Genomic DNA, 23,459 nt, shown 5'->3' with positions numbered 1-23,459 from the left:
CTGCCGCGTGTGTCCCTTACAAAAGCAATGCATGAGAAAAACACCGCAATCAACAGGCAGGCAAGTACAGTTTCTTCAGAAATATGAACAGAAAATGAGTTATAGCGATAAAATGAAGGTAAAAATAGACAGTCCAGTGGGAAGACGACAATACAGTAAAAGGTTGGGTGCCATTGAACCAGTATTTGGCAATATCACGGTGAATAAAGGCATGAATAAATTCACCTTGCGCGGACAAGAAAAAGTGAATGCCCAATGGCAAATGTATTGCTTAGTTCATAATATAGAAAAGTTAAGACATAGTCTGCATTAAAGCGGTAATCCCGCATCCCCCCCCTCAAAACAGCCATAATAAGACAAAAACCAGTAAAAAACCCGCCATTAGTTAAGCCTCATAGGTGCATAAATAAAAATCGCCAAAAACGTAAACGTTTTTGATTGTTAAAAGAAAATATTGCCGTTACAGTATTGTGATTATAAATAAAGTTTAAAAACGAGTTATTCTACAAGCTCGTTAGAGGTCACCGACTTATGAGACATATTCTCTTTCTTTGCATAATCTTTTCGAGCATGGCATTTGCTAATAAAGAAGTGCCTAAACCAAAGATTACGAAGCTTGCTGATAATGTTTATCAACACATTTCATATAAAAGGGTTGGATCTTATGGAATAGTAGGGGCATCTGGTTTAGTTGTTATTGATGGGGTTAATGCACATATTATAGATACCCCTTGGACCGTTAGAGATACAAAAAAATTGGTAGCATGGATTGCATCAAAAGGGTTAACGCTCAAAAGTGCAGTAGTCACCCATTTTCATAAAGATGCTAGCGGTGGGCTTTCATTTCTTAATAGCTTAAAAATAAAAACCTATGCTACACCACTAACTAATAAATTACTTGATTCTAAGCAAAGAGAAAAATCTAATCATGAAATAAAAAGCAATGAATATGAATTGCTTACAAATAAAATAGAAGTATTTTATCCTGGTGCTGGTCACTCACAGGATAATATTGTCGTTTGGCTTCCAGAAGAAAAAATCCTTTTTGGTGGTTGTTTTGTTAAAAGTATAAATAGTAAAGGCTTAGGTTTTATGGGACATGCATCAGTGAAAGACTGGCCTATATCAATTCAAAAAGTGATTAAGAAGTACCCTAACGTAGAGAGGGTAGTACCGGGACATGGTGAAATCGGTGATATAAGTTTACTTAGACACACAGCACAACTAGCTTTAGTCAATAAAGGCCTCTAACAAGCTGTTAAACAAGTACAAAAAATAGTTGGCTTTTTCTCCATCGTCGCTTATTCTAGTCAACTTTATTTTTGCCTGTTAACAGGCCGTTATAATCAAGGAAGATTGGATGAAATGTCCTCACTGTATGTCAAAAATTAGCGTGTTTTCTAAAGCTATGAATCGCTTAGGTACACAGAAGAAGTGTCCATATTGCTCAAAAAAGGCTGAGTTATTTGTTAATTATAAAATGGCGGCAATTCTATTCATTCCGACAATAGTGTTATCAATTTTTATTATAAATCCTTTAGTAGCTGATTTAGGGTTTTTAGGATCACTTATTTCAGGTGGTGTATATGGACTTATTATTTCTTTCTCTATGCAGTTAAGGCGTCTGAATTAACCTAACAAGCTAATAAACAGGGACAAAAACAGTTTTTATTGCTCCATCGTCGCTAATTTAACCAACTGAATTTTGCCCATTATTAGGCCGTTATAACGATAAGGAACATCGTAATGAATCTAAAATTTTTTATACTGATATTAAAGCTTACGGCAATAATCTCTAGTATTTTTTTTATCGTACCTATCATAGGCGATGATTCGGAGCTTTCTTTAGTAGAATTTATTCCGTATTTATTATCATCTCTAATAGGCTGTCTGTTCGGGGGGATATATGCGCAACGCTTTCCGGAATACTTTCTTAGACATTCTTTTACTGCTGCCTTAATTCCTTCATCGATTTTGTTGTTTTTAATTATTCTAACTGGATTGATAAATGCCTGGTTTATTGATGCTGCATGTGTTGCCTTATCATTTCTTTTTTGCTCTGAGAGAGTTGCCCAGGTAAAAAATACAGAGTTAGGAGTTGAATCGTTATAACAAGCTGTTTAATAAAGACAAAAAACAGCTGGCTGTTTCACTTCGTTCACATTGATAGCCAACTATAATTTTACGCTTATTTCGGCGTTGGTAAATATTTAAATAAAGTAGGGATCACTTTTGCAAACAATTACAAAATCACTTCTAGTTTCATTCTCTTTAGTCTTATCACCTCAAACATTAGCAAACGATAACTTTACCTTTGGTATGGGCGCTGGCACTTTTTATAGTGGTATTGGTGTTAATGCAGGTATTCAATCTAAAAATGATTTGAAATATATATCTGCTGGTTGTGTTAGCTATTCTTCCATTTACGGTGGTACATGTGGTGTTGGTTTTGGTTGGGTCAAAACGGACATCTTTGACTTTCAAACCCCGAAACATGGTGCAAGTTTATATATTGGTGTCGTGGGAAGTGAGTATGACAACTTTGATCATGAGGCTGTATATGGTGCAGGCTTAGGATATCATTACTTTCTTAGAGGCATAGGGAATCCCGGATTTAATTTTGGCTTTACTCTAGTCGCAGGAAATGAAAAAGATGGTATAGGTGTAGGTGGTATTTTTCAGGCCGGTTATCAATTTTAAACATAACAAGCTAATTAATAAGAGGCAAAATTTAGTTGGCTGTTTTCGTCCCTCAATATTTTAGCCAACTATAAATTTCGCTAATGAAAGCGTTATATGCAAATGGAGAACGCATGAAGTATTTGTCTTTACTAATTATTATCCTTATATCAGGTTGTTCATCTCAACCTGTTAGTCATCAAATTGCTAATGTCATCTTGGGTGAGATCTTTGAAAAAGTAACCAAAACGGATGTTAGTTACAATGCAGCAAGTTGTCCTAATGTAAAACGCAACTGTTCAAATGGTAATTACCAAGAGTGGTATCAACAAAATGGGAAAAAGGCTTGTGCATGTAATAAGTAATTGCATATAGCTATAAGCTGTTTAATAAGGAAAAAAACAGTTAGTTTTTGCTCCGTCGTCACTACTTTTAGCCAATCATTAATTTCTGCTTAGCAAGGCGTTATACGCAAAAGGGTATCTGCAATTGGAATTAGATATAATTCGTAAAGATAAATTATCAGATGAAGAGCAACATGCTCTTTGGGATGGTATTGAAGCCTTCATACAACCAATAGTTGGTGATACTGGTCGCCATGACGTATCTTTTTTATTACATAATGAATGTGGTGAAATTCTTGGAGGAGTACAAGGGAATTATGACAATTTTGGTTGGCTTTGGATTGATTCATTGTGGGTCTCTAAAAGTGCAAGGGGTCAAGGTTTCGGAATAAAGCTGCTAAATGAAATAGAAAGTGTTGCCGTTGATAATGGATGTAAAAACTCTCATTTAACAAGCTTTAGCTACCAAGCAGCTGATTTTTATATAAAGCAAGGTTATGAAATATTTGGAGAACTCGAAAATTACCCCAAAGAACATCGTCGTTGTTGGCTAAAAAAAGAATTAGTGACTAGTTGTTTATAACAAGTATTTAAAAAGTAAAATGAAAGTTGTTTTTCCTCCTCTGTGGCTTGTTTAACAAACTGTTTATTGCCACTTAGTCAGGCCTTATAGCTTAGTGCTACCAAATTTTGGTTGCCTATCAATAAGAATAAAGAAAGGAATTTAAGTTGAAATTTTTTATAAAATGTACGTTAGTTTTTGTTTTAATCATGAGTAGTGCTAATGCAATAATCATTAGACATGATGTTGATGATGTAAAGTATCATCAACTCGGTGAAGAATATTCGTTGTCCCTAGCTTATGTAGGCGGCTGCGCAGCTACCCTTATCGAGAGCACTTGGTTGCTTACAGCCGCTCATTGTGTAAAAGGAAAAGAAGATAACTTTTTTACTGCACGTCACCATGGCTCCGTCTATCGAATAGAAAAAATATTTGTACATCCTCACTTCGATAGAGAAAATGACGAAGCTAATGACATAGCCTTAGTTCAACTAAAAGACCCTATAACAACGGGCAGACCCGCAAAGTTATATTCGGCTGAAGATGAAAAAGGCAAACCTGTCATCTTTGTAGGTAGAGGCACATACGGAAATGGACGTGAAGGCTTACTTAAGGATGACGATATTCAGCGAGGTGCTACTAACACCATTATCAGTGTGTCTGATCAAGTAATTGGTTTTACCTTTAACTCAGGAGATGACGCGACCAAATTTGAAGGTATTAGCTCACGTGGAGACAGCGGTGGACCAGCATTTATCACGTTAGATTCTAAACTTTATGTTGCAGGGGTAAGTTCTTATCAAGTTAAAGTGGGGCTTAAAGAGGGCACATATGGTGTTATGGAATATTACACTCGAGTGTCGACTCACCTTAACTGGTTAAATAAGGTTTTAAAAAATACTCAAGCTGTTAGCCCACCCAAACACCTAATTATTGAAGGGGTTAAAAGCAACGATTTACTGCAAGTAAAACAGTTAGTTGATAAAGGTGTACTTAAGAATGATGAAATTTTGAATGAGGCTTTTTATCAATCTGTTGTACTTAATCGAATAGAGGTGATGGAAGAATTAATCAAACAAAGAGAAGTCATTGAGCGTGTAACAATCAACCATTCTTCACTTTTTGAGTTTGCATTGAGTTATAACCGAAAAGATTATTTCGACAAACTGTTGGAAAAAACGCGTCTAGATAAAAATATTCATAAGCAAGCTAGTGCCGTCTTTCCTTTATTAATAGCTAAATATAGTCATGATAAGACCTTAATAAAACGTGTGAAATTGGTCCTTAATCAAGGGGCAAACATTAATGCCAGAACCTCTTCAGGTGATACTGCATTGATTATCACTGGCTGGAAAACAAAAAACTTAAAACTAGTACGTTATTTGGTCGATAATGGCGCGAATATGAATATTGCAAACAACAATGGGGATACGCCATTAATGGATGCAGCATACCTTGGGAAAACGTCTATTTTAGCTTTCTTGTTGGAAAGTGGTGCTGATACAACCTTAACAAATAGAAGAGGTAAAACAGCATTAGATTTAGCCCAAGGTAAAAAGAATAAAGAGGCAATAAATCTTCTAGTTTCTTATACAGGTAGTTAAAAAGGATTCATGATGAGAGCTATAATAAGATTTTAAAGTCGGACTGTAACAGCTCGCTCGGTTTCGCTTCGCCTCACATATTAGTAAACAATTTTTTGCCGCTTATCGCGGTCTATCTTTTCAAGGACGTTTTATGATTTATTCAACCACTGAGTCAATTCCAGGCAAGGAAATCGAAGAAATAGTAGGTGTCGTTACGGGTAACGTTGTTCAAGCAAAGCATATTGGGCGTGACATCATGGCAGGTCTAAAAAGTATTATCGGTGGTGAAATACACGGCTACACAGAAATGCTAACTGAAGCTCGAGACATAGCTGTTCAGCGTTTAGTCGAAAACGCACATGAAAAGGGAGCTGATGCTGTTGTAGGTATTCGTTTTACTACAAGCGCAATTATGGATGGCTCATGTGAAATTATGGTTTTTGGCACGGCGGTTAAATTAAAAACATAGTGTTAAGCCTCTTGTGGGTCTGGCTATCTTGATACTAAGATTATAAATAATGGATGGCTATTTTTGCGAGAGCGATACAATATCTCCAACTATAATTATTATTTTTTCTATTGGTGGTTGCATGTATATCTTTCAAAAAGTACTTGTTGATTTACTTGTAACTTCACAATAGTCGGTATCAACTACTAACAGTCCCTTAAGTGGGCGTATGCCCTTTGATTTTAGGAGTTAATCTTGGATATTGATGAAGATAAAATAGATGAGGCAGCCTTAGCTTTAATGTATCTTACATTGCATGACCACTTTCGAGCATGGAAACAAATTGATTGGGAGGTGACTAATCGGTTACATGAAAAAGGCTTAATTTGTGATCCCGTTGGCAAAGCTAAATCTGTTGTATTAACAGATGAAGGGCTCAAAAAATCTGAAGAGTTGTTTTATAAGATTTTTGCTAAAAATTAAGCGGGAAAAAGTGCATGTAAGCTAATTAATAAGGGCAAAAAACAGTTGGCCTTTTCGGTCACTAAAAATTTTAGCTTTAAATTTCATTACCGCTTAGAAAAGCGATATATGCACTAATGGTTTTGGTTGTTACTTTAAACTTATATTTTAAATTGAGGCAATTATGAAATTGAAATATTTAATTGGTATTACATTCTTCGTCCCATTGTTGGGGCTGTTTTTCATAAATGTATTTGCAACAAATTTATCTGGTTTTGTAGTTTATTCGACCAACTTTGTTTGTTTAGCTGTTCTGCTTATTGTTGTTGTAGATGTTTTATTTATTGCACTTAAACGTCATAAATTGAAACTTGATAAAACTTAGTTTTTTGTTCAACACCTATATTATGGCTCTGATTTTACTAACCGACGAGTCTAGATGCTCGTACCTTGTGGGGGCATTATGTCTATGTTTTTTTGTAGTATCAATTTAAAAAGGAGTCTATTTTGGGCGGAATAAGTATTTGGCAAATTTTAATTTTTTTCATAATATTATTTATAGGGATGTTACCTTGGGTTCTCGCTTTGATATCTAAAAAAGCTAAAGGCATACATAAACTTATTTGGTTTCTCATGTCCTTCTTTATTTCTTGGATAGGGTATTTGGTTTATTACTTTGTCGTTATCAAAGAACTCCCAGATAACAACACCTAATGTCGATCAAACGGAAAAATGGTCTTGCCTCGATAAAATAGACACATTTTATCGAGGCAAGATCATAGTGACAAAAACAGATAACAAAAACGTTAAAGGTAAATAACAGTTGGCTATCTTTACTTTGCCCTGGAGCTACCTTTATTAGCAGGGCAATACCCAATCCATGTATTTGAGGACACTATGAAGATTAAGTCATTGATGAGTACTAATGTGGTTACAGTCAAACTCGACGATCCTATTAGTAAAGTAAAAGAAATTTTTGAAGCGCTGGGCTTTCATCATCTTTTAGTGGTTGAAGATAAAAAATTGTTTGGCATTATTTCAGATAGGGATTTACTTAAAGCCATCAGTCCTAAAGTTGATACCGCTGCGGCAACTACTCAGGACTTAGCAACGCTGAACAAGCGGGCACATCAAATAATGACCAGTAAACCCCTTTGCCTAAAGGAAGAATCCTCAGTGAGGGAAGCGATAAACCTGTTCAATGAAAATAAAATATCATGTATCCCAGTGGTTAATGAAAACAATAATCCTGTCGGTATCGTTTCATGGCGAGATATTATGAGAGTTCTTAGTAATAAAGCAGGGGAAAATTAACCAATTAAGCATGAAGCACGATTCATCGTTGCAGATTTTGGCGTTTAACATGCTATCAAATGACAACAAAATAGCTTGTCTGTTCACATTCCTTTCCTCAATGACCTCTTTTTTGTCATCAATAAAGCTCTACTTGGCTTAAACTCGCTATTTACTCACTTTCATTCGCTGTATAATAGCTTTAACCATACAAGTTGATACTGACTTTTTTCTATTGTACCGAAGGTGCCTTTTGGTACCATCAGCTACCCCTATAAGAGCTAAATATTTAATGAAACCTTATAACAATACCGCCGAATTAATTGCATCGTTAGAGTCTGAAATGAAATCGCTGAGCGAAACCATTGAGACCTTAAAGCAAGAGCCACAAAGCTTTAATGAACAAGTTATTTTTAAGTATATTGATACGGCGAGTACCGGAAAGACCAAAGATTTTGTCAGATCATTAGGGGTAAAATCTGAACGTGGTTCATTATTTTCTTCGGGCGATGTCAGTAAGTTAATTAAAGCCGGTGCCGATGATATTTCACCTGAGTTACTAGCGATAGCGCGAGATGTCGTTAGCATGAAAAAGAAAAAACGCTAAGCAGTGTTAATCAGCCATATATTGATCATTAAAATAATATAAAAAAACATTTAGATAAGTAATTTTCACTTACTCACATACCTGTAGGCTTTACCTATGAATAATCGATTTACTTCAATGTTATCAGGGCTAATTTTTGCATCATTAAGTTTTAATGCTGCAACAGCTCATGCCCAATCGGATAACTTTTCAACGCTACAACTAGCGCAAGTTGAACAGATAAAACAGCAGGCCCTGCAAAGTGACTTAGCTTGGAACCTTGTTGAGTCGTTAACAACGGAAGTTGGCCCGAGAATGCCAGGTACTCCGGGCGATAAAGCTGCAGTCGCTTGGGCCGTTGCCAAGTTTAAAACCATGGGCTTTGATAAGGTATGGACTGAGCCTGCGACTTTTCCTAAATGGATTCGATATTCTGAGTCAGCAGCTATTGTCAGCCCAGCACCACAACGGCTGCACATTACTGCTTTGGGAAATAGCATAAGTACACCTAAAGACGGTATTCAAGCACAAGTGATTGAATTTCAAACTTTAGCTGAGCTAGAAAATGCGCCGGACAATGCTGCAAAAGGTAAAATTGTTTTTATCAACTATCGAATGAACCGAGATCGCGATGGCAATGGTTACGGTCCTGCTGTTCAGGCTCGTAGTCGAGGCGCTGTTGTGGCAGCACAAAAAGGTGCTGTTGGGTATGTAATGCGCTCAGTAAGCACGGCTTATCACCGTTTTGCTCATACAGGCGGCAGTCATTATAAAGACGGCGTTACTAAAATTGTTGCTTCTGCCATATCTAATGCTGATGCCGATCAATTACATCGCTTAGTTGCTTTAGGAAAGCCTGTAACTATCAATATTAATGTACAAGCAAAATCAATGGGTGAGGGCACTTCTTATAATGTAATTGCTGAGTTTACTGGCAAGGAATTTCCAGAGCAGCATGTACTTATTGGTGGTCATTTAGATTCTTGGGATTTAGGTACCGGTGCATTAGATGATGGCGCTGGTGTTGCATTAACAATGGCTGCGGCAAAATTGGCCGTATCTAAAGGCCAGCCAAAACGCAGTATTCGAGTAGTATTATTTGCTGCTGAAGAATTTGGTTTATGGGGCGCTAAAGCTTATGTTAAAGCCAATGAACAAAGCCTTTCAAATATAGTGGCAGCAGCAGAGTCTGACTTTGGTGCTGATAAAATATGGGCGTTTGATTCTAATGTTCATGCCAGTTCATTACCTTTAGTTAGCGATATTGCCGTTATGATGAAATCTCTTGGTGTTGAGTTCTTAGCTAAAAACTCAGCGCGTAGCGGTCCAGACTTAATTCCATTTCGTAAGTTTAACATTCCTGCCTTTGCTTTATCCCAAGATGGTAGCGACTACTTTGATTATCATCACACAGCGGATGATACATTGGATAAAGTAGACCCAAAAAAATTACGTCAAAACGTAGCAACTTATGCGGTATTTGCTTTTATGGCAGCTAACGCTAAAACGCGCATTATGGGTAAATAGTCGGGTAAATAATTTGGGCAATAGTTTGGTCAATGAGTTACTGAAAAGCTGATTCAATGACGAGCAAGGCACAAGCAAACTTGTCAATTGTAAACCAATAAATTAACAAGCACTGGCTATTAGGTCAGTGCTTTTTTTTGTCTATCTGTTATTCTACTTTTACTCGCTAAGCCACTTATTTTTAGGATTATATGAATCGAACACTTATACCAACACTTGTTGGTGTTTTTACCAGTCTATTTGCCATTTGGGCGTTACATACTTTTTTAATCGTTGATGAATGTTTAGATAATGGCGGCTCGTTTGACTACGCTAGCGCTAAATGTTTACTTGAAAATGGTCAAGTCTATGATTCAGAACTCGCCACTATTGCAGTAGTGCTCTATTTTGTCGTTGGCTTCATCGTTTCATTTGTAGTTTCAACTTGTATAAGAAAAGTATTTAATATCAAAGCTAATTCATAGTACCTAGATTCACTTGGCAATTATATTTTAGGATGTTTTTTGAAACGGAACAACTAGTCATAAGTAAAATCAGTAATGATGATTCTGAAAGACTAGCAACAGTCTTATCTAATCCTGATGTAATGAAATACTCTACCGTAGGTGTTCATACGGAAAAACAAATTCTCGCTTATATAGCCAACTGTCAGCAACAATATCTTACCAATGGCTATGGACATTGGGCTGTGTATCGTAAAGAAGATAATGCCTTTGTTGGTGTTTGTGGTTTGAATTACCATCAAGTTGATAACGAAGATGTTATCCATATTAACTATCGCCTGGCGAGTGACTACCAAGATAAGGGCTACGCTGTTGAATCTACACTGGCTGTGTTAGCTTTTGCTAAAAAAGTTCTGGGCCTAGAATCAGTATCTGCTTTGATTGAGTCTGACAATGTTAGCTCGGTAAAGGTAGTCAACCGAACGGGTTTTGTATTTGCTAAGGCAACAAACTTTCGTGGCTTTAATGTTGATGTTTACCAAGTGAGCTTATAAAGCACTCTCATAAATTATTTTCCATTTGAAGCCGTAATAAGTAGTCATAAATTATTACAATTGCAGCCCTTTATTTTCTTAACGTTTACCTATCAAATAGAGTCCTTAACTTAAGGTTTGAGTAACAGTCAAACGCCAGTGTATTTAAAGGGACTAAATAAATGTCAAAAGTAAAATTAACCGTTATAGCTACGCTACTCTTTCTAGGCCTAATGTCACTACCTAACCATGCTAAAGGACTGACAAGTAACGAATATAAAGCCGTTGTTGATACTGCTTACAACTACTTTAATGCTATGGCAAATGGTGACCAGCAGCTTTTTAGTAAAGCCTTTGATTTGGACTTTGGTCATGTGAAAATGATCACAACTGACAAAGAAACGGGTAAGGAAAGTATTAGAAGTTTGACCTTACAAGAATTTTCCGGTTTTTTTAATAAAAAAACTGAGGATACTTGGCATGGCAAGGTTTTATCCGTTGATATTGTTGATGATAAAATGGCCATGGTAAAACTAGACTTTAAAACCTCGAAATCCCATTATATTGACTATTTAGTTATGTATAAGCGCGACAATAACTGGCGTATTATCAATAAAACCTTTGTATCTAAGTAAAGTATGATTTTTATAATTGCATATTCGTTGAGGTGTTAAATGTTTGCTATTGAAGTTTGGCTTACTTACCAATAACTAGCACCAAATCGAAAGTTAATGAGCAACAGCACTGAAATGTATTCAAACAGTATATGATCGGTAATTATCGGTGTGAGGAAAATTAATGGAACGTGTGGTAGTCATTGGCTCAAGTTGTAGTGGTAAGTCGACTTTTTCTCAAAAGTTAGCCAATAAGATGGCATTAGAATATATAGAGTTAGATCAATTACATTGGTTGCCCAATTGGCAAGAGCGAGCGGATGACGAATTTAGGGGCTTAGTCAAACAGGCCACAGCTTCAGATACTTGGGTACTTGATGGTAATTATTCGGTTGTACGGGACATCGTTTGGCCACGTGCCACTAAAATAATTTGGCTTAATCATTCTTTTAGTCTGGTGTTATATCGCTCATTTACGCGCTCAATTGTTAGAGCGGTAACCAAGAAGAAACTCTTTGCAGGTAACGTTGAGACCTTTAAGCAAACCTTTTTTAGTCGCGACTCCATTATCTTGTGGGTACTACAAACTTATCATCAAAAGCGTAAACGTTATAACAAGCTGTTACCACAACTGAAATTCCAAGGTATAGAAATTATAGAGCTAAACAACCAAAAGCAAGTACAGCAGTACCTTAAAAATATATAAAAACCGAGAGAGATTATTCCCCCTCGATTTTATTGTTAAGGTTAAGGTTATTGTTGAGGTTATTGTTTTAGGGAAGGGTTAACTTATGGTTAAGTTATGGGTTAGCTTGCAATGTTAGCGTTAAGCCAGAAACTGCTTGATAACCATAAACATCAAGATACCAAGTGCCTGCTGCTGGAGCACTAAGACTACAGCTTTCAGTATTGCCATCTAAATACGGACGACATTCATACAAAGTAGACGTTGATTGAGCGCCGTGGCGAATGTACAAATCTGCATCACCGGTACCCCCTGAAATGTTAATGGTCATATTTGCATAACCTGCAGGTAATACTTGGGTGTAATGTTGCCATTGACCCTGAGGTACCGAGATATTATTCAGGGTATCGTTGATGGGATCATTACCACCGGTTGAGCCACTGGTATAACTACCCGTTAAAGTCACACCGCTAATAGCGCTCCATGCTTCAACCATGACATGATAAGTACCCGCTTGAACATTAGTAATATCACATGATTCAGTGTTGCCGTTGGACGTACTTTTACAATCTTGCGTAGTTAGGCTGGGTTTAGCGCCAAATTTAACATACAAATCTGCATCACCTGAGCCGCCGGAAGTACTAAAGCTTAAGGCTGTAGCATTAGCAGGTACTGCTAAGGTATAAAATAATTGTTGTTTAGCTGCACCGGATATACCACTTTTAGCGACACCATTTTGTAACTCGTCAACCGGTGTAGTGCCACCATCACTGAAACTTGCTGTTAAACTTACACCACTAATAGCACTCCATGCTTCAACCATGACATGATATGTACCTGCTTGAATATTAGTAATATCACATGATTCAGTATTGCCATTGGAAGTACTTTTACAGTCTTGCGTGGTTAAGCTTGGTTTTGCGCCAAATTTGACAAATAAATCAGCATCACCGGTACCACCTGATGTTTTAAATTTTAGCGCCGCTGCGCCAGCAGGTACTTCTAGTGTGTAAAATAATTGTTGCTTTTCACTAGCTGAAATAGCTGTTTTTGCCACACCATTTTGCAATTGATCAGTAGGGTTACTTGTACTATCCGTATCACCTTTAGCAAGCTCCCCAATATAAGACATTGATAATTTGGTAAAATTAACTATGTGATTAACATTGTAAGTCGAGTCGTTATCAGTATGAATTTTACCGTTGATGTCATTCATCCTTGACTCAAAGGGCATTGAGGTGGCGTAACCTTCATTATGCCATGATGCATGATCAGAGCAGCCATAACCACACTGGTCAAAACCATAACTGATGCCAGGAAGGTAAGTATCAATAAGTTGAACTAAAAATTGATTTTGGCCATCGTTGGTATAATCGGTCATGAAAACAATATCTTTATCAGCACTGCCTTTGTTAGCGGTCATATCAAATTGCACCACACCAACAACACTATTTCCGGCCGCCTTATAACTTTGTGCAATAGCTTTAGACCCTCTCAGTCCAACTTCTTCCGCAGCATAAGCAATAATCTTAATTGTGCGTTCAGGTTTAAAACCGGTAGCGATAATAGCCCGTAAAGTTTCAGTAATCACCGCAATGCCTGAGGCATTATCATCAGCGCCAGGTGCGCGCCCTGTGTTTGGGTTACCACCATTAATCGAATCAAGGTGACCACCAACAATGACAATTTCTTCACTGTTAGTACTACCTGTTATAGTGGCGATAACAGACGGTTGTTTCCAGCTATGCTGATAAAAATCGATACTAATGTCAGCACGCTCACTTGCCATATTTGACCATTTGTTTTTTAGCCAAATAGCAGCGTCTGCTCCTGTTTGTTGTGAGTAATATCGATTGTGATAACTGGCGAGACTATCAATAGTTGCTGTGATATTGCCAGCGGTTAATTCGCTTAATAGTGAATCAACCGTCGTTGCATTATCAATTGAGTAATTAACAGCAACCATAGCGGATAACTGTGTCTGGGATTGGGTCAGTGCTTGGGTATAGGCTTGTGCTTCAGCTAAGTTTTCATGGTAAAAAAAACCACCACAACGGTTAAACTTCTCATGCATCAATTCACTCAATCGGTCAATCTGTGATTCAGGTAGATGGGCAATTGTTGTGGTAGGTAAAATAGCACTTGCTACACTATCTATCTGCTGTAAATTAATAAATCCTTGATACTGTTGATCAATCAATTTGGCAGCATCAGCACCGATAGAAATCCATACTTTTTTGTCAGTTGACTCTTGTTGTCCAAGCGCAGAGCTAGATAAAATTATACCGCTAAACAAAAAAAGTCCTGTTAGTAACTTATTCATATATAAATCCTTGTATATCAAACTAAAGATAAAAAAAGAGGAGCGAATGCTCCTCTGAATTATCAATATTTAAATTTATGGGTTAGCTTGTAATGTTAGCGTTAAGCCAGAAACCGCTTGATAGCCATATACATCAATATACCAAGTACCTGCTGCTGGAGCGCTAAGACTACAGCTTTCAGTATTGCCATCTAAATACGGACGACATTCATACAAAGTAGACGTTGATTGAGCGCCATGGCGAATGTATAAATCAGCATCACCAGTACCGCCTGAAATGTTAATGGTCATATTAGAATACCCAGCAGGTAATACTTGGGTGTAATGTTGCCATTGACCTTGCGATACTGAAATATTGTTCAGAGTATCGTTGATTGGCTCATTACCACCGGTTGAGCCACTGGTATAACTACCCGTTAAACTCACACCGCTAATAGCGCTCCATGCTTCAACCATGACATGATAAGTACCCGCTTGAACATTAGTAATATCACATGATTCAGTATTGCCGTTGGAAGTACTTTTGCAATCTTGCGTGGATAAACTTGGCTTTGAGCCAAATTTAACATACAAGTCGGCATCACCTGAGCCACCTGATGTGGTGAAACTTAAGGCAGTGGCATTAGCAGGAACTTCTAAGGTATAAAATAATTGTTGTTTAGCTGTACCTGATATACCACTTTTAGCGACACCATTTTGTAACTCGTCAACCGGTGTAGTACCACCATCACTGAAACTTGCTGTTAAACTAACCCCACTTATAGCACTCCATGCTTCAACCATGACATGATAAGTACCGGCTTGAATATTAGTAATATCACATGATTCAGTATTGCCATTGGAAGTACTTTTACAGTCTTGCGTTGTTAGGCTTGGTTTTGCGCCAAATTTGACAAATAAATCAGCATCACCGGTACCACCTGAGGTTTTAAAGTTTAGATTTGTTGCACCAACTGGTACTTCTATCGTGTAAAATAATTGTTGTTTAGCGGTACCAGAAATCCCAGTTTTTGCTATACCATTTTGTAACTCTACACCCGGAGTAGTGCCCCCACCAGGACATGTACCTACGCCTACTGCACACCACGCAGTTTCAACCGCAGTTTTTTCAGCTGTACCATATAAATCTTGGGCTGATTGTGCCGTCGCAGTTCTTGCTCCTGAAAAATCAGTATTTTGGTTCATGTAAGTGGTTAATGCGCGATAGAAAATTTTCTCCGCTTTAGCCATACCAATACTTGGCACTTGTGCAGTCGACTTATTACGCGGATGAGTACCACCATCTACCAATAACACATAAGCTAAATTTGCTATACCTGAATTGCCATGCACACCACCTTGATCATTATTATTATTTGGGTTACTTACATAGGGAATACGTTCCGGCCACCAGTCTTTTGAGTAACCATCTTGTGTTGGGTTATTCATATAACGAAAAGCTTTACCCGGTTGATTATTATAAAGATCATTACCTAATAGCCAGGTTGAAGTGGTTATGCCGTTTTTATAAGCTTCAGCTGAAAGCCCTAAAATATCCGACCAAGCTTCGTTTAAGGCGCCAGAGGCATTCGCGTAAACTAGTCTCGCAGTATTACCTGTCACACCATGGGTTAATTCATGACCGATAATGTCAAAATCAGCAGTAAAATCATTGAGACCATTTGATGCTTGGCCGTAGATCATTTGACTGCCAGTCCAATAAGCATTAGAAACACCCATATCTACACTTGAAATCATGGTCATACCGTTATTATCTAATGAGTCTCTGCCAAATTTACTTTGGTAGTAATCATAAACCTTTGCTGCGCCATCATGTGCTCGTTGGGCTGCTGCATTACCGCCACAACTTTGATTATTTGTACATAACAAAGTTCCAGGTGCTGAATTAGCTGAGCCGCCATTGAGCGTATGAGTCCGCCAGTTCTTTGCTGAATGTACTTGGGGTTCACGTGTTAATACTTCAGATGAATTAGCATCAAAATAGATAAAGTCTCGTCCAAAGTCTTCATTACCATTGTCCCAAGTAACCTCTAATCGATAGGCTAATTTGGTTTCTTCACTTAATGGTAAATAAATATAAACTAGCTCTGCTGTACCAGCAGTATTACCAATATTTTTTGCTGCAGCGAGTGCCTTTTTAGCACCATTGTTATTACTAATGCTATTCATTACAGACATGGCATTATTATCATTGTTATGCGCTAGACGCCCAGTTAAGCCATAAATAGTACTGGTAGCATTACCGTTATTTAAAGCACCTAAATTCGGGTTAGCATGAATAATCATGCTGGTACCATAGACCTTAAGGCCATTAATAGTCTGATCAAGATGCGTATGTTTTTTACCTAGCTCATCAATCCATTGACGATGTATGGTAAAACTTTCATTGCCTTGTGCACCAAATTCGTTTTGACTGGTAATGATATCTTTTAATGACTGTACCGCTGACTTATCTGTCATGTTACCAAGGTCACCAGTTACAAATGAGGGCACGCCATTTGCGGTTTGGTTTTTGATGGTCATTGAGCTAACTGTTGTTGCTGATACATTCATGCTTGCGGCAGCTATTGTTGCACCGATCACTATGGATAACTTAGTAACTTTATTATTTTTATACATTTGATACTCCGTAAATTTATTGTTCATTGAAAATTAATAACTTCAACGATATTTTTAAATAGTGCTTCCTTTAATTTTTAAACATCAGTTTTTACTGACTATTTCAAAGTAGCACTAATTTACGAAAGTTAACAAATTGTTAATGAGTGCTTAAATAACAACCTAAATCATCGATGTAAATTTTTATTTACGATACTGTATTGTATGTTGTATACGTAGTTAAAGTGGTTATTAATCAATCAGGTGGTTATGCAGGGACTATTTTGTACATTGAATTCTTATACGTAAATAGTAAATAAAAAGAACGCATTTGAGAGGTGTATTAGTCGATTTTATTCAAAATACGATAAATAACGGTTAAAGAAAAGTCGATGGCAGGGCTAAATAGTAATGCTGTATCTTTACTTTTAAAGGAAAAATATCATGCTTTATAATTGTTGTTTTGTCTGTGTGGTGTCTTTTATGAGTTTTGTCAATTCAACAAATTCTACGGTGATATTGTTGATATTATTTGGTTTATGGCCACTCACCAAGGCAATGGTCGTAGTGGATATAGCATTTCCGCCTTTTGAGGTAACGATTACAGACACCAATTTTCGCCATTTACAGCCAGTGAAACCACATTCACCGCCTAAGTCCATTTGATGAAATTCAACCCAATGCTTAGCTAAAGTTTTAGTGGATAATAATTCAATTATCTTAGGGTGTTTCTTAACAGCTTCAATAGCAATATCTTCAGCAAGTAGGGTGCAAGAAAATAACATTAATAACATGATAAAAGGTTTCATAATGGCTCCGGTTAATTTATCGCCTACGAGATGCAGAATATAAACATTCAATGAACAAATCCACTTTGAATATCATATTTTAGTCGGTTTAAATTACAGCTGTTTATATTAGCCGATGAATTTCAGCTTAAAACACGGACTAATTTGCTAGTAAGTAAAGATTATATCCTAGGATAATAATCATTCAAAAAAATCATTCTAGCGGCTAGCAGCACAATTGATTACAAAGTCAGGCATTCTTTACAAAATATAATTACGGCTTGTCGGGTCTATTAAGCTAGACACAATAACTATTTCAGGAATTTCCTTTGTTACGCAGCTTTTCTATTCAAGCAATTATTTTTTTAGTGGCCTTTCAACTGCTTTCTCTTTTACGAGAAACCAGCATGTTAGCAACTGATACGCCGCTAAGTGAAGTTGTCAGTTCAAATCAAGGTGTCAATATTGATAAGGTACCGACTTTGATGGGCGAGACAGTGTCGTTAAATGCACAAGGTAAGACCACCATTTTGTATTTTTTCGCGCCTTGGTGTCAGGTTTGTCATGCTAGCATAGGTAATTTACAGGCCTTGTATCAAAAAAATGAGCAGCTTGACGTGATTGCTGTTGCTATGGACTTTACCAGTAATAAAGAAGTCATGGCATTTACTAGCAAACATCAATTAACTTTCCCAATTGCTTTGGGTAATGAAGCCATCAAACAAAGTTTTGAAATCAGCGGATATCCCAGTTATTACGTTTTAAATGAAGAAAATGTGATTATTGGTAAATCTATGGGATATTCTTCAGAGTTAGGGCTTTTTTTACGCTCATTATAAAATCTTTTAGGGTGTTCTATATAGTGATCTGCCAGTGGTTTGTGTACACTGTGTTATTCAATTATTCATTGGCGTTATGCTGAGCAAATACGCCAAGCAAATTAAGAAATAATTATTATGCAAATTACTGACAATTTCGACAGCGGAAACATTCGCGTTATTGATGCATCTGATGCAAGCAACATTCAACTAGAAATAAAAAAAGACAACCAGTCTGATTTCTACCAATGGTTTCACTTTAAACTGCAAACAGACTTAACGGCCAATGGCGATCGCTTAGAGCATGTTATGCATTTAAACAATGCCGGTAAATCTGCTTATACAGAAGGCTGGGAAGATTACCAAGCCGTTGCTTCTTATGACCGTGAACATTGGTTCCGTGTACCAACGCAATATGATGGTGAAAAGCTTACTATTACGTTAACGCCTGAACATGACTCAGTATATTTTGCCTACTTTGCACCTTATAGCTATGAACGTCATCAAGACTTAATTCATAACGCGCAAATGCACCTTGATTGTCATCTACAAGTACTTGGTCAAACCATTGATGGTCGTGACATGACTTTGCTTAAAATAGGTGAAGAAGGTGAGGGCAAACGTAATATTTGGATCACAGCTCGTCAACATCCAGGCGAAACTATGGCTGAATGGTTTGTTGAAGGCATGTTAGATCGCTTACTTGACGAAGATGACGGTGTTGCCCGCGCTTTATTAAACAAGGCTGTTTTCTATATTGTGCCTAATATGAATCCAGATGGCAGTGTTCGTGGTAATCTACGTACTAATGCTGTTGGCGCCAATCTTAACCGTGAGTGGTTAGAACCAACAATGGAACGTAGTCCAGAAGTTTTCCTTGTTCGTGAAAAAATGCTCGAAGTGGGTGTCGATATGTTCCTTGACGTGCATGGCGATGAAGCATTACCGGTAAACTTTGTTGCTGGCTGTGAAGGTGTTGTAAATTACGACGCCCGCCATAAAGCATTAGAAGATAAATTTAAAGAATTTATGGTTGCTATCACACCAGAATTTCAAGATGAACGTGGTTACGATAAAGATGAACCAGGTAAAGCATTACCAACGGTAGGCACCAACTGGGTTGGTAATCAATTTAAGTGTTTAGCTTATACCATTGAAATGCCATTTAAAGATAATGACCTGCTACCTGATTACAGCGTTGGTTGGTCTGATGAACGCAGTAGTTTATTAGGACGAGATTTCTTAACAGGCGTTTATCATATGGTAGATGACTTACGTAAATAAGTAATAGATGAATAAAGCTTAGGGCGAATTTTAAAAAATTCGCCTTTTCTTTATCTAAGAAAAGCACTTATGGCTAGGGAGATTAGTCATAGGTGTACAAATTTATAATTTCAGCTTAAAAAATAATTAAAAGATAACTAAATAAAATAATAACAATCATAGGAGTTAACCGTGCAAGATCTTGTCAATAGTATCAACGCCATTATTTGGAGCCCTGCGCTAATTTACTTGTGTTTAGGTACAGGTTTATTTTTCACCGTAATAACACGTTTTGTGCAAATACGTCAGTTTAAAGAAATGTTTCGCTTATTGCTTTCGGGTAAAAGTTCAGACAAAGGTATTTCATCATTTCAAGCACTAGCCGTGTCGTTATCGGGTCGAGTCGGTACTGGTAATATTGCTGGTGTTGCTGCTGCCATTGGTTTTGGTGGGCCGGGTGCTGTTTTTTGGATGTGGGTAGTCGCGTTTTTTGGCGCAGCCACCGCATACATTGAATCAACCAATGCACAAATTTATAAAGAAGAAGAAGACGGTGTCTACCGTGGTGGTCCAGCGTACTATATTGAAAAAGCCATGGGACAAAAATGGTATGCGTGGATATTTGCTATTTCAACTATCGTTGCTTGTGGTGTGTTATTACCCGTAGTTCAGTCGAACGGTATTGGCGATGCATTAGTTAATGTTTTTGGTACCGGCGGTACTGTATCTTCATCATTAGGTGAACTTGCATTAACTAAAGTTTATGCGGCGACCTTTATTGTGCTAATCCTAGGTTTTATCATCTTCGGTGGCGTTAAACGTATTGCTAACTTTACCCAAATTGTGGTGCCATTTATGGCGTTAGCTTATATCATCATTGCTTGTATTATTATTGGTTTGCACATTGATATTTTACCGGGTGTTTTCATGTCAATATTCACCGATGCTTTTACACCTATGGCGGGCTTTGGTGCTGCTATTGGTTGGGGCGTTAAACGTGGTGTTTATTCAAATGAAGCAGGACAAGGTACTGGACCTCATGCTGCTGCTGCTGCAGAAGTTGAGCATCCGGCACAGCAAGGTTTAGTACAAGCATTCTCGGTTTATATTGATACCTTATTTGTGTGTACCGCGACCGCTCTAATGATTTTAATTACTCAGTCTTACAATGTTATGCCTGAAGGTAGCAGTACTTTTATAGTGCAACATCTTGCGGCTGATGTAGTCATTAGTGGCCCGGCATTTACTCAGATTGCTGTTGACAGTGTGTTAACGGGTTTTGGTAAACCATTTATTGCCATTGCATTATTTTTCTTTGCTTTTACTACCATACTTGCTTATTACTTTATTGCCGAAAACAATGTTTCTTATATCAACAGAACCATAAAGATTCCTGCATTAAGGTTTGTTTTAAAAGTCATTCTTATGTCAGCTGTATTTTACGGCACAGTAGCTCAGCCAAGTGCGGCTTGGGGCATGGGTGATATTGGTGTTGGTTTGATGGCATGGCTTAATATTATCGGTATTCTTATTATTTTCTTTATGGCAAAACCTGCGATAAAGGCACTAAAAGATTACGAGGCGCAACAAAAAGCCGGTGTTAAAAACTATACTTTTGATCCAAAAAAGTTAGGCATTACCAATGCTACGTTTTGGGAAGAGCGCTTTGATAAAGCTCAAAGCAAATCGCAAGCGTCAACTAAAGACAATGAAAGTTAAGCTGAACTGAGCTGTTCTGATTTGAGTTGCTCTAACTTGAATTGAGCAGCTCGATTAGTAAGCAATAAAAAGCCGCTCCTTATTTTATATGGAGCGGCTTTTTTATGCGCAGTGTTTACTGGCAAATTGTGTTATTTGAGTTGGTTACTATTTGAAATGGGTATTTTTGGAAAGGTTAACTAGTTATTAATGTTATCTACCAGCTGTGCACGAAACTCTACCGGCGAGACTCCGATATGTTTTTTAAAAGCCCGGGCAAAAGTACTGGGTGAGCTATAACCAAGTTGATAAGTTATTTCGGTAATAGAAATGCTGTTGATGGCTAATTGTTGCTTGGCCAATATTAAACGTACTGAGGTCAGTAGTGTCAAAAATGATTGTTTTTCTTGGCTCAATTTCCGCTGCAATGTGCGTTTACTCATATGTAATTTATAAGCTAAGGTTTCTTCTGTTGGGCAGCCTAAGGGTAATAGCTCATTGATTATTTTGATCACTTTAGCGCTGGTATCGCCATTTTCCATAGAGGCAAGGTGTTTGTTGATAACCATTTCGTTCATCTCTACTAACTCAGCATCGTGGGTTGGTAGGGTTTCGGTTAGCAGTGCCTTAGAGAATGAAATACCATTAACTGCTTGGTTGCCATAAACAGGGCATTGAAAGTAGTCTTCATAAGCTTGTTTGCTTTTATCAATTGAAAAGGTAAAGTAAACACCCGTCGCTGGAATGTTTTTACCTGCGGCCAAACGAAACATCTTTAAGAAAAAACCAATGCCTAGTTCAATCGAACAATGATGAACTTTTAATTGATCTGCTAGTTTTAGGCGCTTTTGGTACTGAATTAATATTTCCTCACCGTTTTCACCATTCTGCTCAGTCAACTCAATTTGTATCGCGGTATTGATAAGCTGACTGCTGGCGATAAAGCGTTTTAAACCGTCTTCTAAATTAGCACTGGCAAGCCAGGCCATGCCAATACTTTTTAAATATGCGGGTTGAAATAATGATGCCGCCACTAAGCCCAGTTCATTATTTTTGGTCTCTTGTACCGCGAGTTTCCATAACGTGGCCATTTTAACCATGGGAATACGACTTTGGCTGTCATCTGAAATATCAATACCGGCAGAAGTGAACACGCTTGTAGCTTCAACATCATAAATGGCAAGCACTTGGGCGATAAGTCGAGGAATGGTGGCAAGGGTTGTTTGGCTCATAAATTCTCTATGGGTTACTTAGTTAAAAAGCACACTCAGCGGCTCACTTGGTAGCTATAATTAATAGTACCTTTATATCGATATTTACACTATTGACCACTTTGGCAGTAAATTGTCCTTTTTGGCACAGTAAATGGCACAAATTGTTAAGCTTCTAAGGTCGAATTCTAGCATTATAGTGCGGTAAATAATTCATTTATCTAGGATAGTTATGTTATTAAAAGTACCACAGAAGATTCAAGCTATTGTCAGCGTTTTATTGACCACATTACTATTAGGTGGCTGTATGAATGTCACCGACCAACAAAAGTCAGGTTTTTTAAAAAACTATGAAGGTTTTGAAGATGTTTATGACCCTGATTATACCAAGGTCTATCGCAGTGACAATTTTACTATAGACATGCTTGCTGATATGCATCGTGTTAAATTAGTGCCTTTTGAAATGTGGGTAACACCAGGACCTGATGCTAAATTTAGCCCTGAACAATTAGAAGAGCTTTCTAAATATTTCCATCAACAAATGCATGATAGGTTAGTTGCCAATAACTATGAGGTAGTTGATCATGTCGGCCCTAGAACCATCACCATTCAAGGTGCATTTTCTGGCGTTAAGTTCGAAGACCCTGAACTAATGCCAACCGACTTTATTCCCTTTCGTATGGTTATTAACGCCGGTAACCTCGCTTACTTACAAATAACCGATAAGAGTGATGTCACCACCAAAGTATCCGTTGAAATTGAGTTTTTAAAAGGCATTCGCCGTGAACGAATCTTAGCGGCAATAAGTACGAAATATGTGGATACTACGATTGCCAATTCAGGTGCCGACAATATGACCGTCGTTAAAGAGCTAGTAAAGATGTGGGCAGAGAAGTTTGTTGACCGTCTGGTTGAAATTCGTGCAGATAAACACGAAAAGTAACAGTTTTGACTCAGTTATATCATTATATTATCCCCCTCAATTACCCTCCATATAA

General features: G+C 37.5%; 25 protein-coding genes. 21 read left to right on the top strand and 4 right to left on the bottom strand.

Annotated features, from left to right (window positions below; translation table 11 throughout):
• The 17 genes from HRT55_RS20625 to HRT55_RS20545 form a co-directional block, all read left to right on the top strand.
• The coding region (locus tag HRT55_RS20625) for a transposase (protein ID WP_291624300.1) at nucleotides 1–313 on the top strand (313 nt) is incomplete at its 5' end.
• A 257-nt stretch (nucleotides 314–570) separates the two neighbouring features.
• Nucleotides 571–1,251: a subclass B1 metallo-beta-lactamase gene (gene bla, locus HRT55_RS20620; protein ID WP_291624298.1), complete on the top strand. Its 681-nt coding sequence runs from the start codon at nucleotides 571–573 to the stop codon at nucleotides 1,249–1,251.
• A gap of 109 nt (nucleotides 1,252–1,360) precedes the next feature.
• Nucleotides 1,361–1,633 (top strand): hypothetical protein, encoded by a 273-nt coding sequence (locus tag HRT55_RS20615; protein ID WP_291624296.1) that lies wholly within the window; start codon nucleotides 1,361–1,363, stop codon nucleotides 1,631–1,633.
• Nucleotides 1,634–1,746: 113 nt separating this feature from the next.
• On the top strand, nucleotides 1,747–2,112 hold the full coding sequence (locus HRT55_RS20610) for a hypothetical protein (protein ID WP_291624294.1): 366 nt from the start codon (nucleotides 1,747–1,749) through the stop codon (nucleotides 2,110–2,112).
• A gap of 120 nt (nucleotides 2,113–2,232) precedes the next feature.
• Nucleotides 2,233–2,700, top strand: coding sequence for a hypothetical protein (locus HRT55_RS20605; RefSeq protein ID WP_291624292.1), 468 nt, complete (start codon nucleotides 2,233–2,235; stop codon nucleotides 2,698–2,700).
• Between the two features lie 113 nt (nucleotides 2,701–2,813).
• Nucleotides 2,814–3,044 carry a hypothetical protein gene (locus HRT55_RS20600; protein ID WP_291624290.1) on the top strand — a complete coding sequence of 77 codons (231 nt, stop codon included), beginning with the start codon at nucleotides 2,814–2,816 and terminating at the stop codon, nucleotides 3,042–3,044.
• Between the two features lie 124 nt (nucleotides 3,045–3,168).
• Nucleotides 3,169–3,606: a GNAT family N-acetyltransferase gene (locus tag HRT55_RS20595; RefSeq protein ID WP_291624288.1), complete on the top strand. Its 438-nt coding sequence runs from the start codon at nucleotides 3,169–3,171 to the stop codon at nucleotides 3,604–3,606.
• Nucleotides 3,607–3,752: 146 nt separating this feature from the next.
• Nucleotides 3,753–5,189: an ankyrin repeat domain-containing protein gene (locus HRT55_RS20590; protein ID WP_291624285.1), complete on the top strand. Its 1,437-nt coding sequence runs from the start codon at nucleotides 3,753–3,755 to the stop codon at nucleotides 5,187–5,189.
• Nucleotides 5,190–5,322: 133 nt separating this feature from the next.
• Nucleotides 5,323–5,640: a heavy metal-binding domain-containing protein gene (locus tag HRT55_RS20585; RefSeq protein WP_291624284.1), complete on the top strand. Its 318-nt coding sequence runs from the start codon at nucleotides 5,323–5,325 to the stop codon at nucleotides 5,638–5,640.
• A gap of 234 nt (nucleotides 5,641–5,874) precedes the next feature.
• The gene (locus HRT55_RS20580) at nucleotides 5,875–6,102 is read left to right on the top strand and encodes a DUF6429 family protein (protein ID WP_291624282.1); all 228 of its coding nucleotides are present in this window, start codon (nucleotides 5,875–5,877) and stop codon (nucleotides 6,100–6,102) included.
• A gap of 876 nt (nucleotides 6,103–6,978) precedes the next feature.
• A complete protein-coding gene (locus HRT55_RS20575; protein ID WP_291624280.1) occupies nucleotides 6,979–7,395 on the top strand; it encodes a CBS domain-containing protein in 417 nt (138 codons plus the stop codon).
• A gap of 271 nt (nucleotides 7,396–7,666) precedes the next feature.
• Nucleotides 7,667–7,981 carry a hypothetical protein gene (locus HRT55_RS20570; protein ID WP_291624278.1) on the top strand — a complete coding sequence of 105 codons (315 nt, stop codon included), beginning with the start codon at nucleotides 7,667–7,669 and terminating at the stop codon, nucleotides 7,979–7,981.
• 96 nt (nucleotides 7,982–8,077) lie between these two features.
• Nucleotides 8,078–9,487, top strand: a complete 1,410-nt coding sequence (locus HRT55_RS20565) for a M28 family peptidase (RefSeq protein ID WP_291624275.1) — start codon at nucleotides 8,078–8,080, stop codon at nucleotides 9,485–9,487.
• 191 nt (nucleotides 9,488–9,678) lie between these two features.
• Nucleotides 9,679–9,951, top strand: coding sequence for a hypothetical protein (locus HRT55_RS20560; RefSeq protein WP_291624273.1), 273 nt, complete (start codon nucleotides 9,679–9,681; stop codon nucleotides 9,949–9,951).
• 32 nt (nucleotides 9,952–9,983) lie between these two features.
• Nucleotides 9,984–10,484: a GNAT family N-acetyltransferase gene (locus HRT55_RS20555; protein ID WP_291624271.1), complete on the top strand. Its 501-nt coding sequence runs from the start codon at nucleotides 9,984–9,986 to the stop codon at nucleotides 10,482–10,484.
• 161 nt (nucleotides 10,485–10,645) lie between these two features.
• Complete coding sequence (locus HRT55_RS20550) at nucleotides 10,646–11,098, top strand: nuclear transport factor 2 family protein (protein ID WP_291624269.1); 453 nt, start codon at nucleotides 10,646–10,648, stop codon at nucleotides 11,096–11,098.
• Between the two features lie 163 nt (nucleotides 11,099–11,261).
• The gene (locus HRT55_RS20545; RefSeq protein ID WP_291624267.1) at nucleotides 11,262–11,783 is read left to right on the top strand and encodes an adenylate kinase; all 522 of its coding nucleotides are present in this window, start codon (nucleotides 11,262–11,264) and stop codon (nucleotides 11,781–11,783) included.
• 94 nt (nucleotides 11,784–11,877) lie between these two features.
• Here the strand turns inward: HRT55_RS20545 and HRT55_RS20540 are convergent, their stop codons facing one another.
• The 3 genes from HRT55_RS20540 to HRT55_RS20530 all read right to left on the bottom strand — a co-directional run bounded on the left by HRT55_RS20540 (nucleotide 11,878) and on the right by HRT55_RS20530 (nucleotide 17,492).
• Nucleotides 11,878–14,085: a M20/M25/M40 family metallo-hydrolase gene (locus tag HRT55_RS20540; RefSeq protein WP_291624265.1), complete on the bottom strand. Its 2,208-nt coding sequence runs from the start codon at nucleotides 14,083–14,085 to the stop codon at nucleotides 11,878–11,880.
• Nucleotides 14,086–14,160: 75 nt separating this feature from the next.
• Nucleotides 14,161–16,704, bottom strand: coding sequence for a M4 family metallopeptidase (locus HRT55_RS20535; protein WP_291624263.1), 2,544 nt, complete (start codon nucleotides 16,702–16,704; stop codon nucleotides 14,161–14,163).
• A gap of 428 nt (nucleotides 16,705–17,132) precedes the next feature.
• Nucleotides 17,133–17,492 carry a hypothetical protein gene (locus tag HRT55_RS20530; RefSeq protein WP_291624261.1) on the bottom strand — a complete coding sequence of 120 codons (360 nt, stop codon included), beginning with the start codon at nucleotides 17,490–17,492 and terminating at the stop codon, nucleotides 17,133–17,135.
• 308 nt (nucleotides 17,493–17,800) lie between these two features.
• Here HRT55_RS20530 and HRT55_RS20525 point away from each other — a divergent pair, with 308 nt between their 5' ends.
• From HRT55_RS20525 to HRT55_RS20515, 3 genes are all read left to right on the top strand, one after another.
• Nucleotides 17,801–18,310 (top strand): TlpA disulfide reductase family protein, encoded by a 510-nt coding sequence (locus tag HRT55_RS20525; RefSeq protein WP_291624259.1) that lies wholly within the window; start codon nucleotides 17,801–17,803, stop codon nucleotides 18,308–18,310.
• Between the two features lie 117 nt (nucleotides 18,311–18,427).
• On the top strand, nucleotides 18,428–19,573 hold the full coding sequence (locus HRT55_RS20520; protein WP_291624258.1) for a M14-type cytosolic carboxypeptidase: 1,146 nt from the start codon (nucleotides 18,428–18,430) through the stop codon (nucleotides 19,571–19,573).
• A gap of 171 nt (nucleotides 19,574–19,744) precedes the next feature.
• Nucleotides 19,745–21,271, top strand: a complete 1,527-nt coding sequence (locus HRT55_RS20515) for a sodium:alanine symporter family protein (protein ID WP_291624256.1) — start codon at nucleotides 19,745–19,747, stop codon at nucleotides 21,269–21,271.
• A gap of 179 nt (nucleotides 21,272–21,450) precedes the next feature.
• Here HRT55_RS20515 and HRT55_RS20510 read toward each other — a convergent pair whose 3' ends face one another.
• Nucleotides 21,451–22,482 (bottom strand): AraC family transcriptional regulator, encoded by a 1,032-nt coding sequence (locus HRT55_RS20510; protein WP_291624253.1) that lies wholly within the window; start codon nucleotides 22,480–22,482, stop codon nucleotides 21,451–21,453.
• Nucleotides 22,483–22,693: 211 nt separating this feature from the next.
• Here HRT55_RS20510 and HRT55_RS20505 point away from each other — a divergent pair, with 211 nt between their 5' ends.
• On the top strand, nucleotides 22,694–23,404 hold the full coding sequence (locus HRT55_RS20505; protein WP_291624251.1) for a DUF3313 domain-containing protein: 711 nt from the start codon (nucleotides 22,694–22,696) through the stop codon (nucleotides 23,402–23,404).
• Nucleotides 23,405–23,459: the final 55 nt, after the last annotated feature.

The organism is Colwellia sp. (genome assembly GCF_013214175.1).
In the GTDB taxonomy this organism is placed as follows: Bacteria; Pseudomonadota; Gammaproteobacteria; order Enterobacterales; family Alteromonadaceae; genus Colwellia.
This window is presented reverse-complemented; position numbering and strand designations above follow the sequence as displayed.

Coding starts and splice junctions, on each gene's coding strand:
- bla (WP_291624298.1), top strand. CDS start 571: ATGGCATTTGCTAATAAAGAAGTGCCTAAACCAAAGATTACGAAGCTT.
- HRT55_RS20615 (WP_291624296.1), top strand. CDS start 1,361: ATGAAATGTCCTCACTGTATGTCAAAAATTAGCGTGTTTTCTAAAGCT.
- HRT55_RS20610 (WP_291624294.1), top strand. CDS start 1,747: ATGAATCTAAAATTTTTTATACTGATATTAAAGCTTACGGCAATAATC.
- HRT55_RS20600 (WP_291624290.1), top strand. CDS start 2,814: ATGAAGTATTTGTCTTTACTAATTATTATCCTTATATCAGGTTGTTCA.
- HRT55_RS20585 (WP_291624284.1), top strand. CDS start 5,323: ATGATTTATTCAACCACTGAGTCAATTCCAGGCAAGGAAATCGAAGAA.
- HRT55_RS20575 (WP_291624280.1), top strand. CDS start 6,979: ATGAAGATTAAGTCATTGATGAGTACTAATGTGGTTACAGTCAAACTC.
- HRT55_RS20570 (WP_291624278.1), top strand. CDS start 7,667: ATGAAACCTTATAACAATACCGCCGAATTAATTGCATCGTTAGAGTCT.
- HRT55_RS20565 (WP_291624275.1), top strand. CDS start 8,078: ATGAATAATCGATTTACTTCAATGTTATCAGGGCTAATTTTTGCATCA.
- HRT55_RS20560 (WP_291624273.1), top strand. CDS start 9,679: ATGAATCGAACACTTATACCAACACTTGTTGGTGTTTTTACCAGTCTA.
- HRT55_RS20555 (WP_291624271.1), top strand. CDS start 9,984: ATGTTTTTTGAAACGGAACAACTAGTCATAAGTAAAATCAGTAATGAT.
- HRT55_RS20550 (WP_291624269.1), top strand. CDS start 10,646: ATGTCAAAAGTAAAATTAACCGTTATAGCTACGCTACTCTTTCTAGGC.
- HRT55_RS20545 (WP_291624267.1), top strand. CDS start 11,262: ATGGAACGTGTGGTAGTCATTGGCTCAAGTTGTAGTGGTAAGTCGACT.
- HRT55_RS20540 (WP_291624265.1), bottom strand. CDS start 14,085: ATGAATAAGTTACTAACAGGACTTTTTTTGTTTAGCGGTATAATTTTA.
- HRT55_RS20535 (WP_291624263.1), bottom strand. CDS start 16,704: ATGTATAAAAATAATAAAGTTACTAAGTTATCCATAGTGATCGGTGCA.
- HRT55_RS20530 (WP_291624261.1), bottom strand. CDS start 17,492: ATGAAACCTTTTATCATGTTATTAATGTTATTTTCTTGCACCCTACTT.
- HRT55_RS20520 (WP_291624258.1), top strand. CDS start 18,428: ATGCAAATTACTGACAATTTCGACAGCGGAAACATTCGCGTTATTGAT.
- HRT55_RS20510 (WP_291624253.1), bottom strand. CDS start 22,482: ATGAGCCAAACAACCCTTGCCACCATTCCTCGACTTATCGCCCAAGTG.
- HRT55_RS20505 (WP_291624251.1), top strand. CDS start 22,694: ATGTTATTAAAAGTACCACAGAAGATTCAAGCTATTGTCAGCGTTTTA.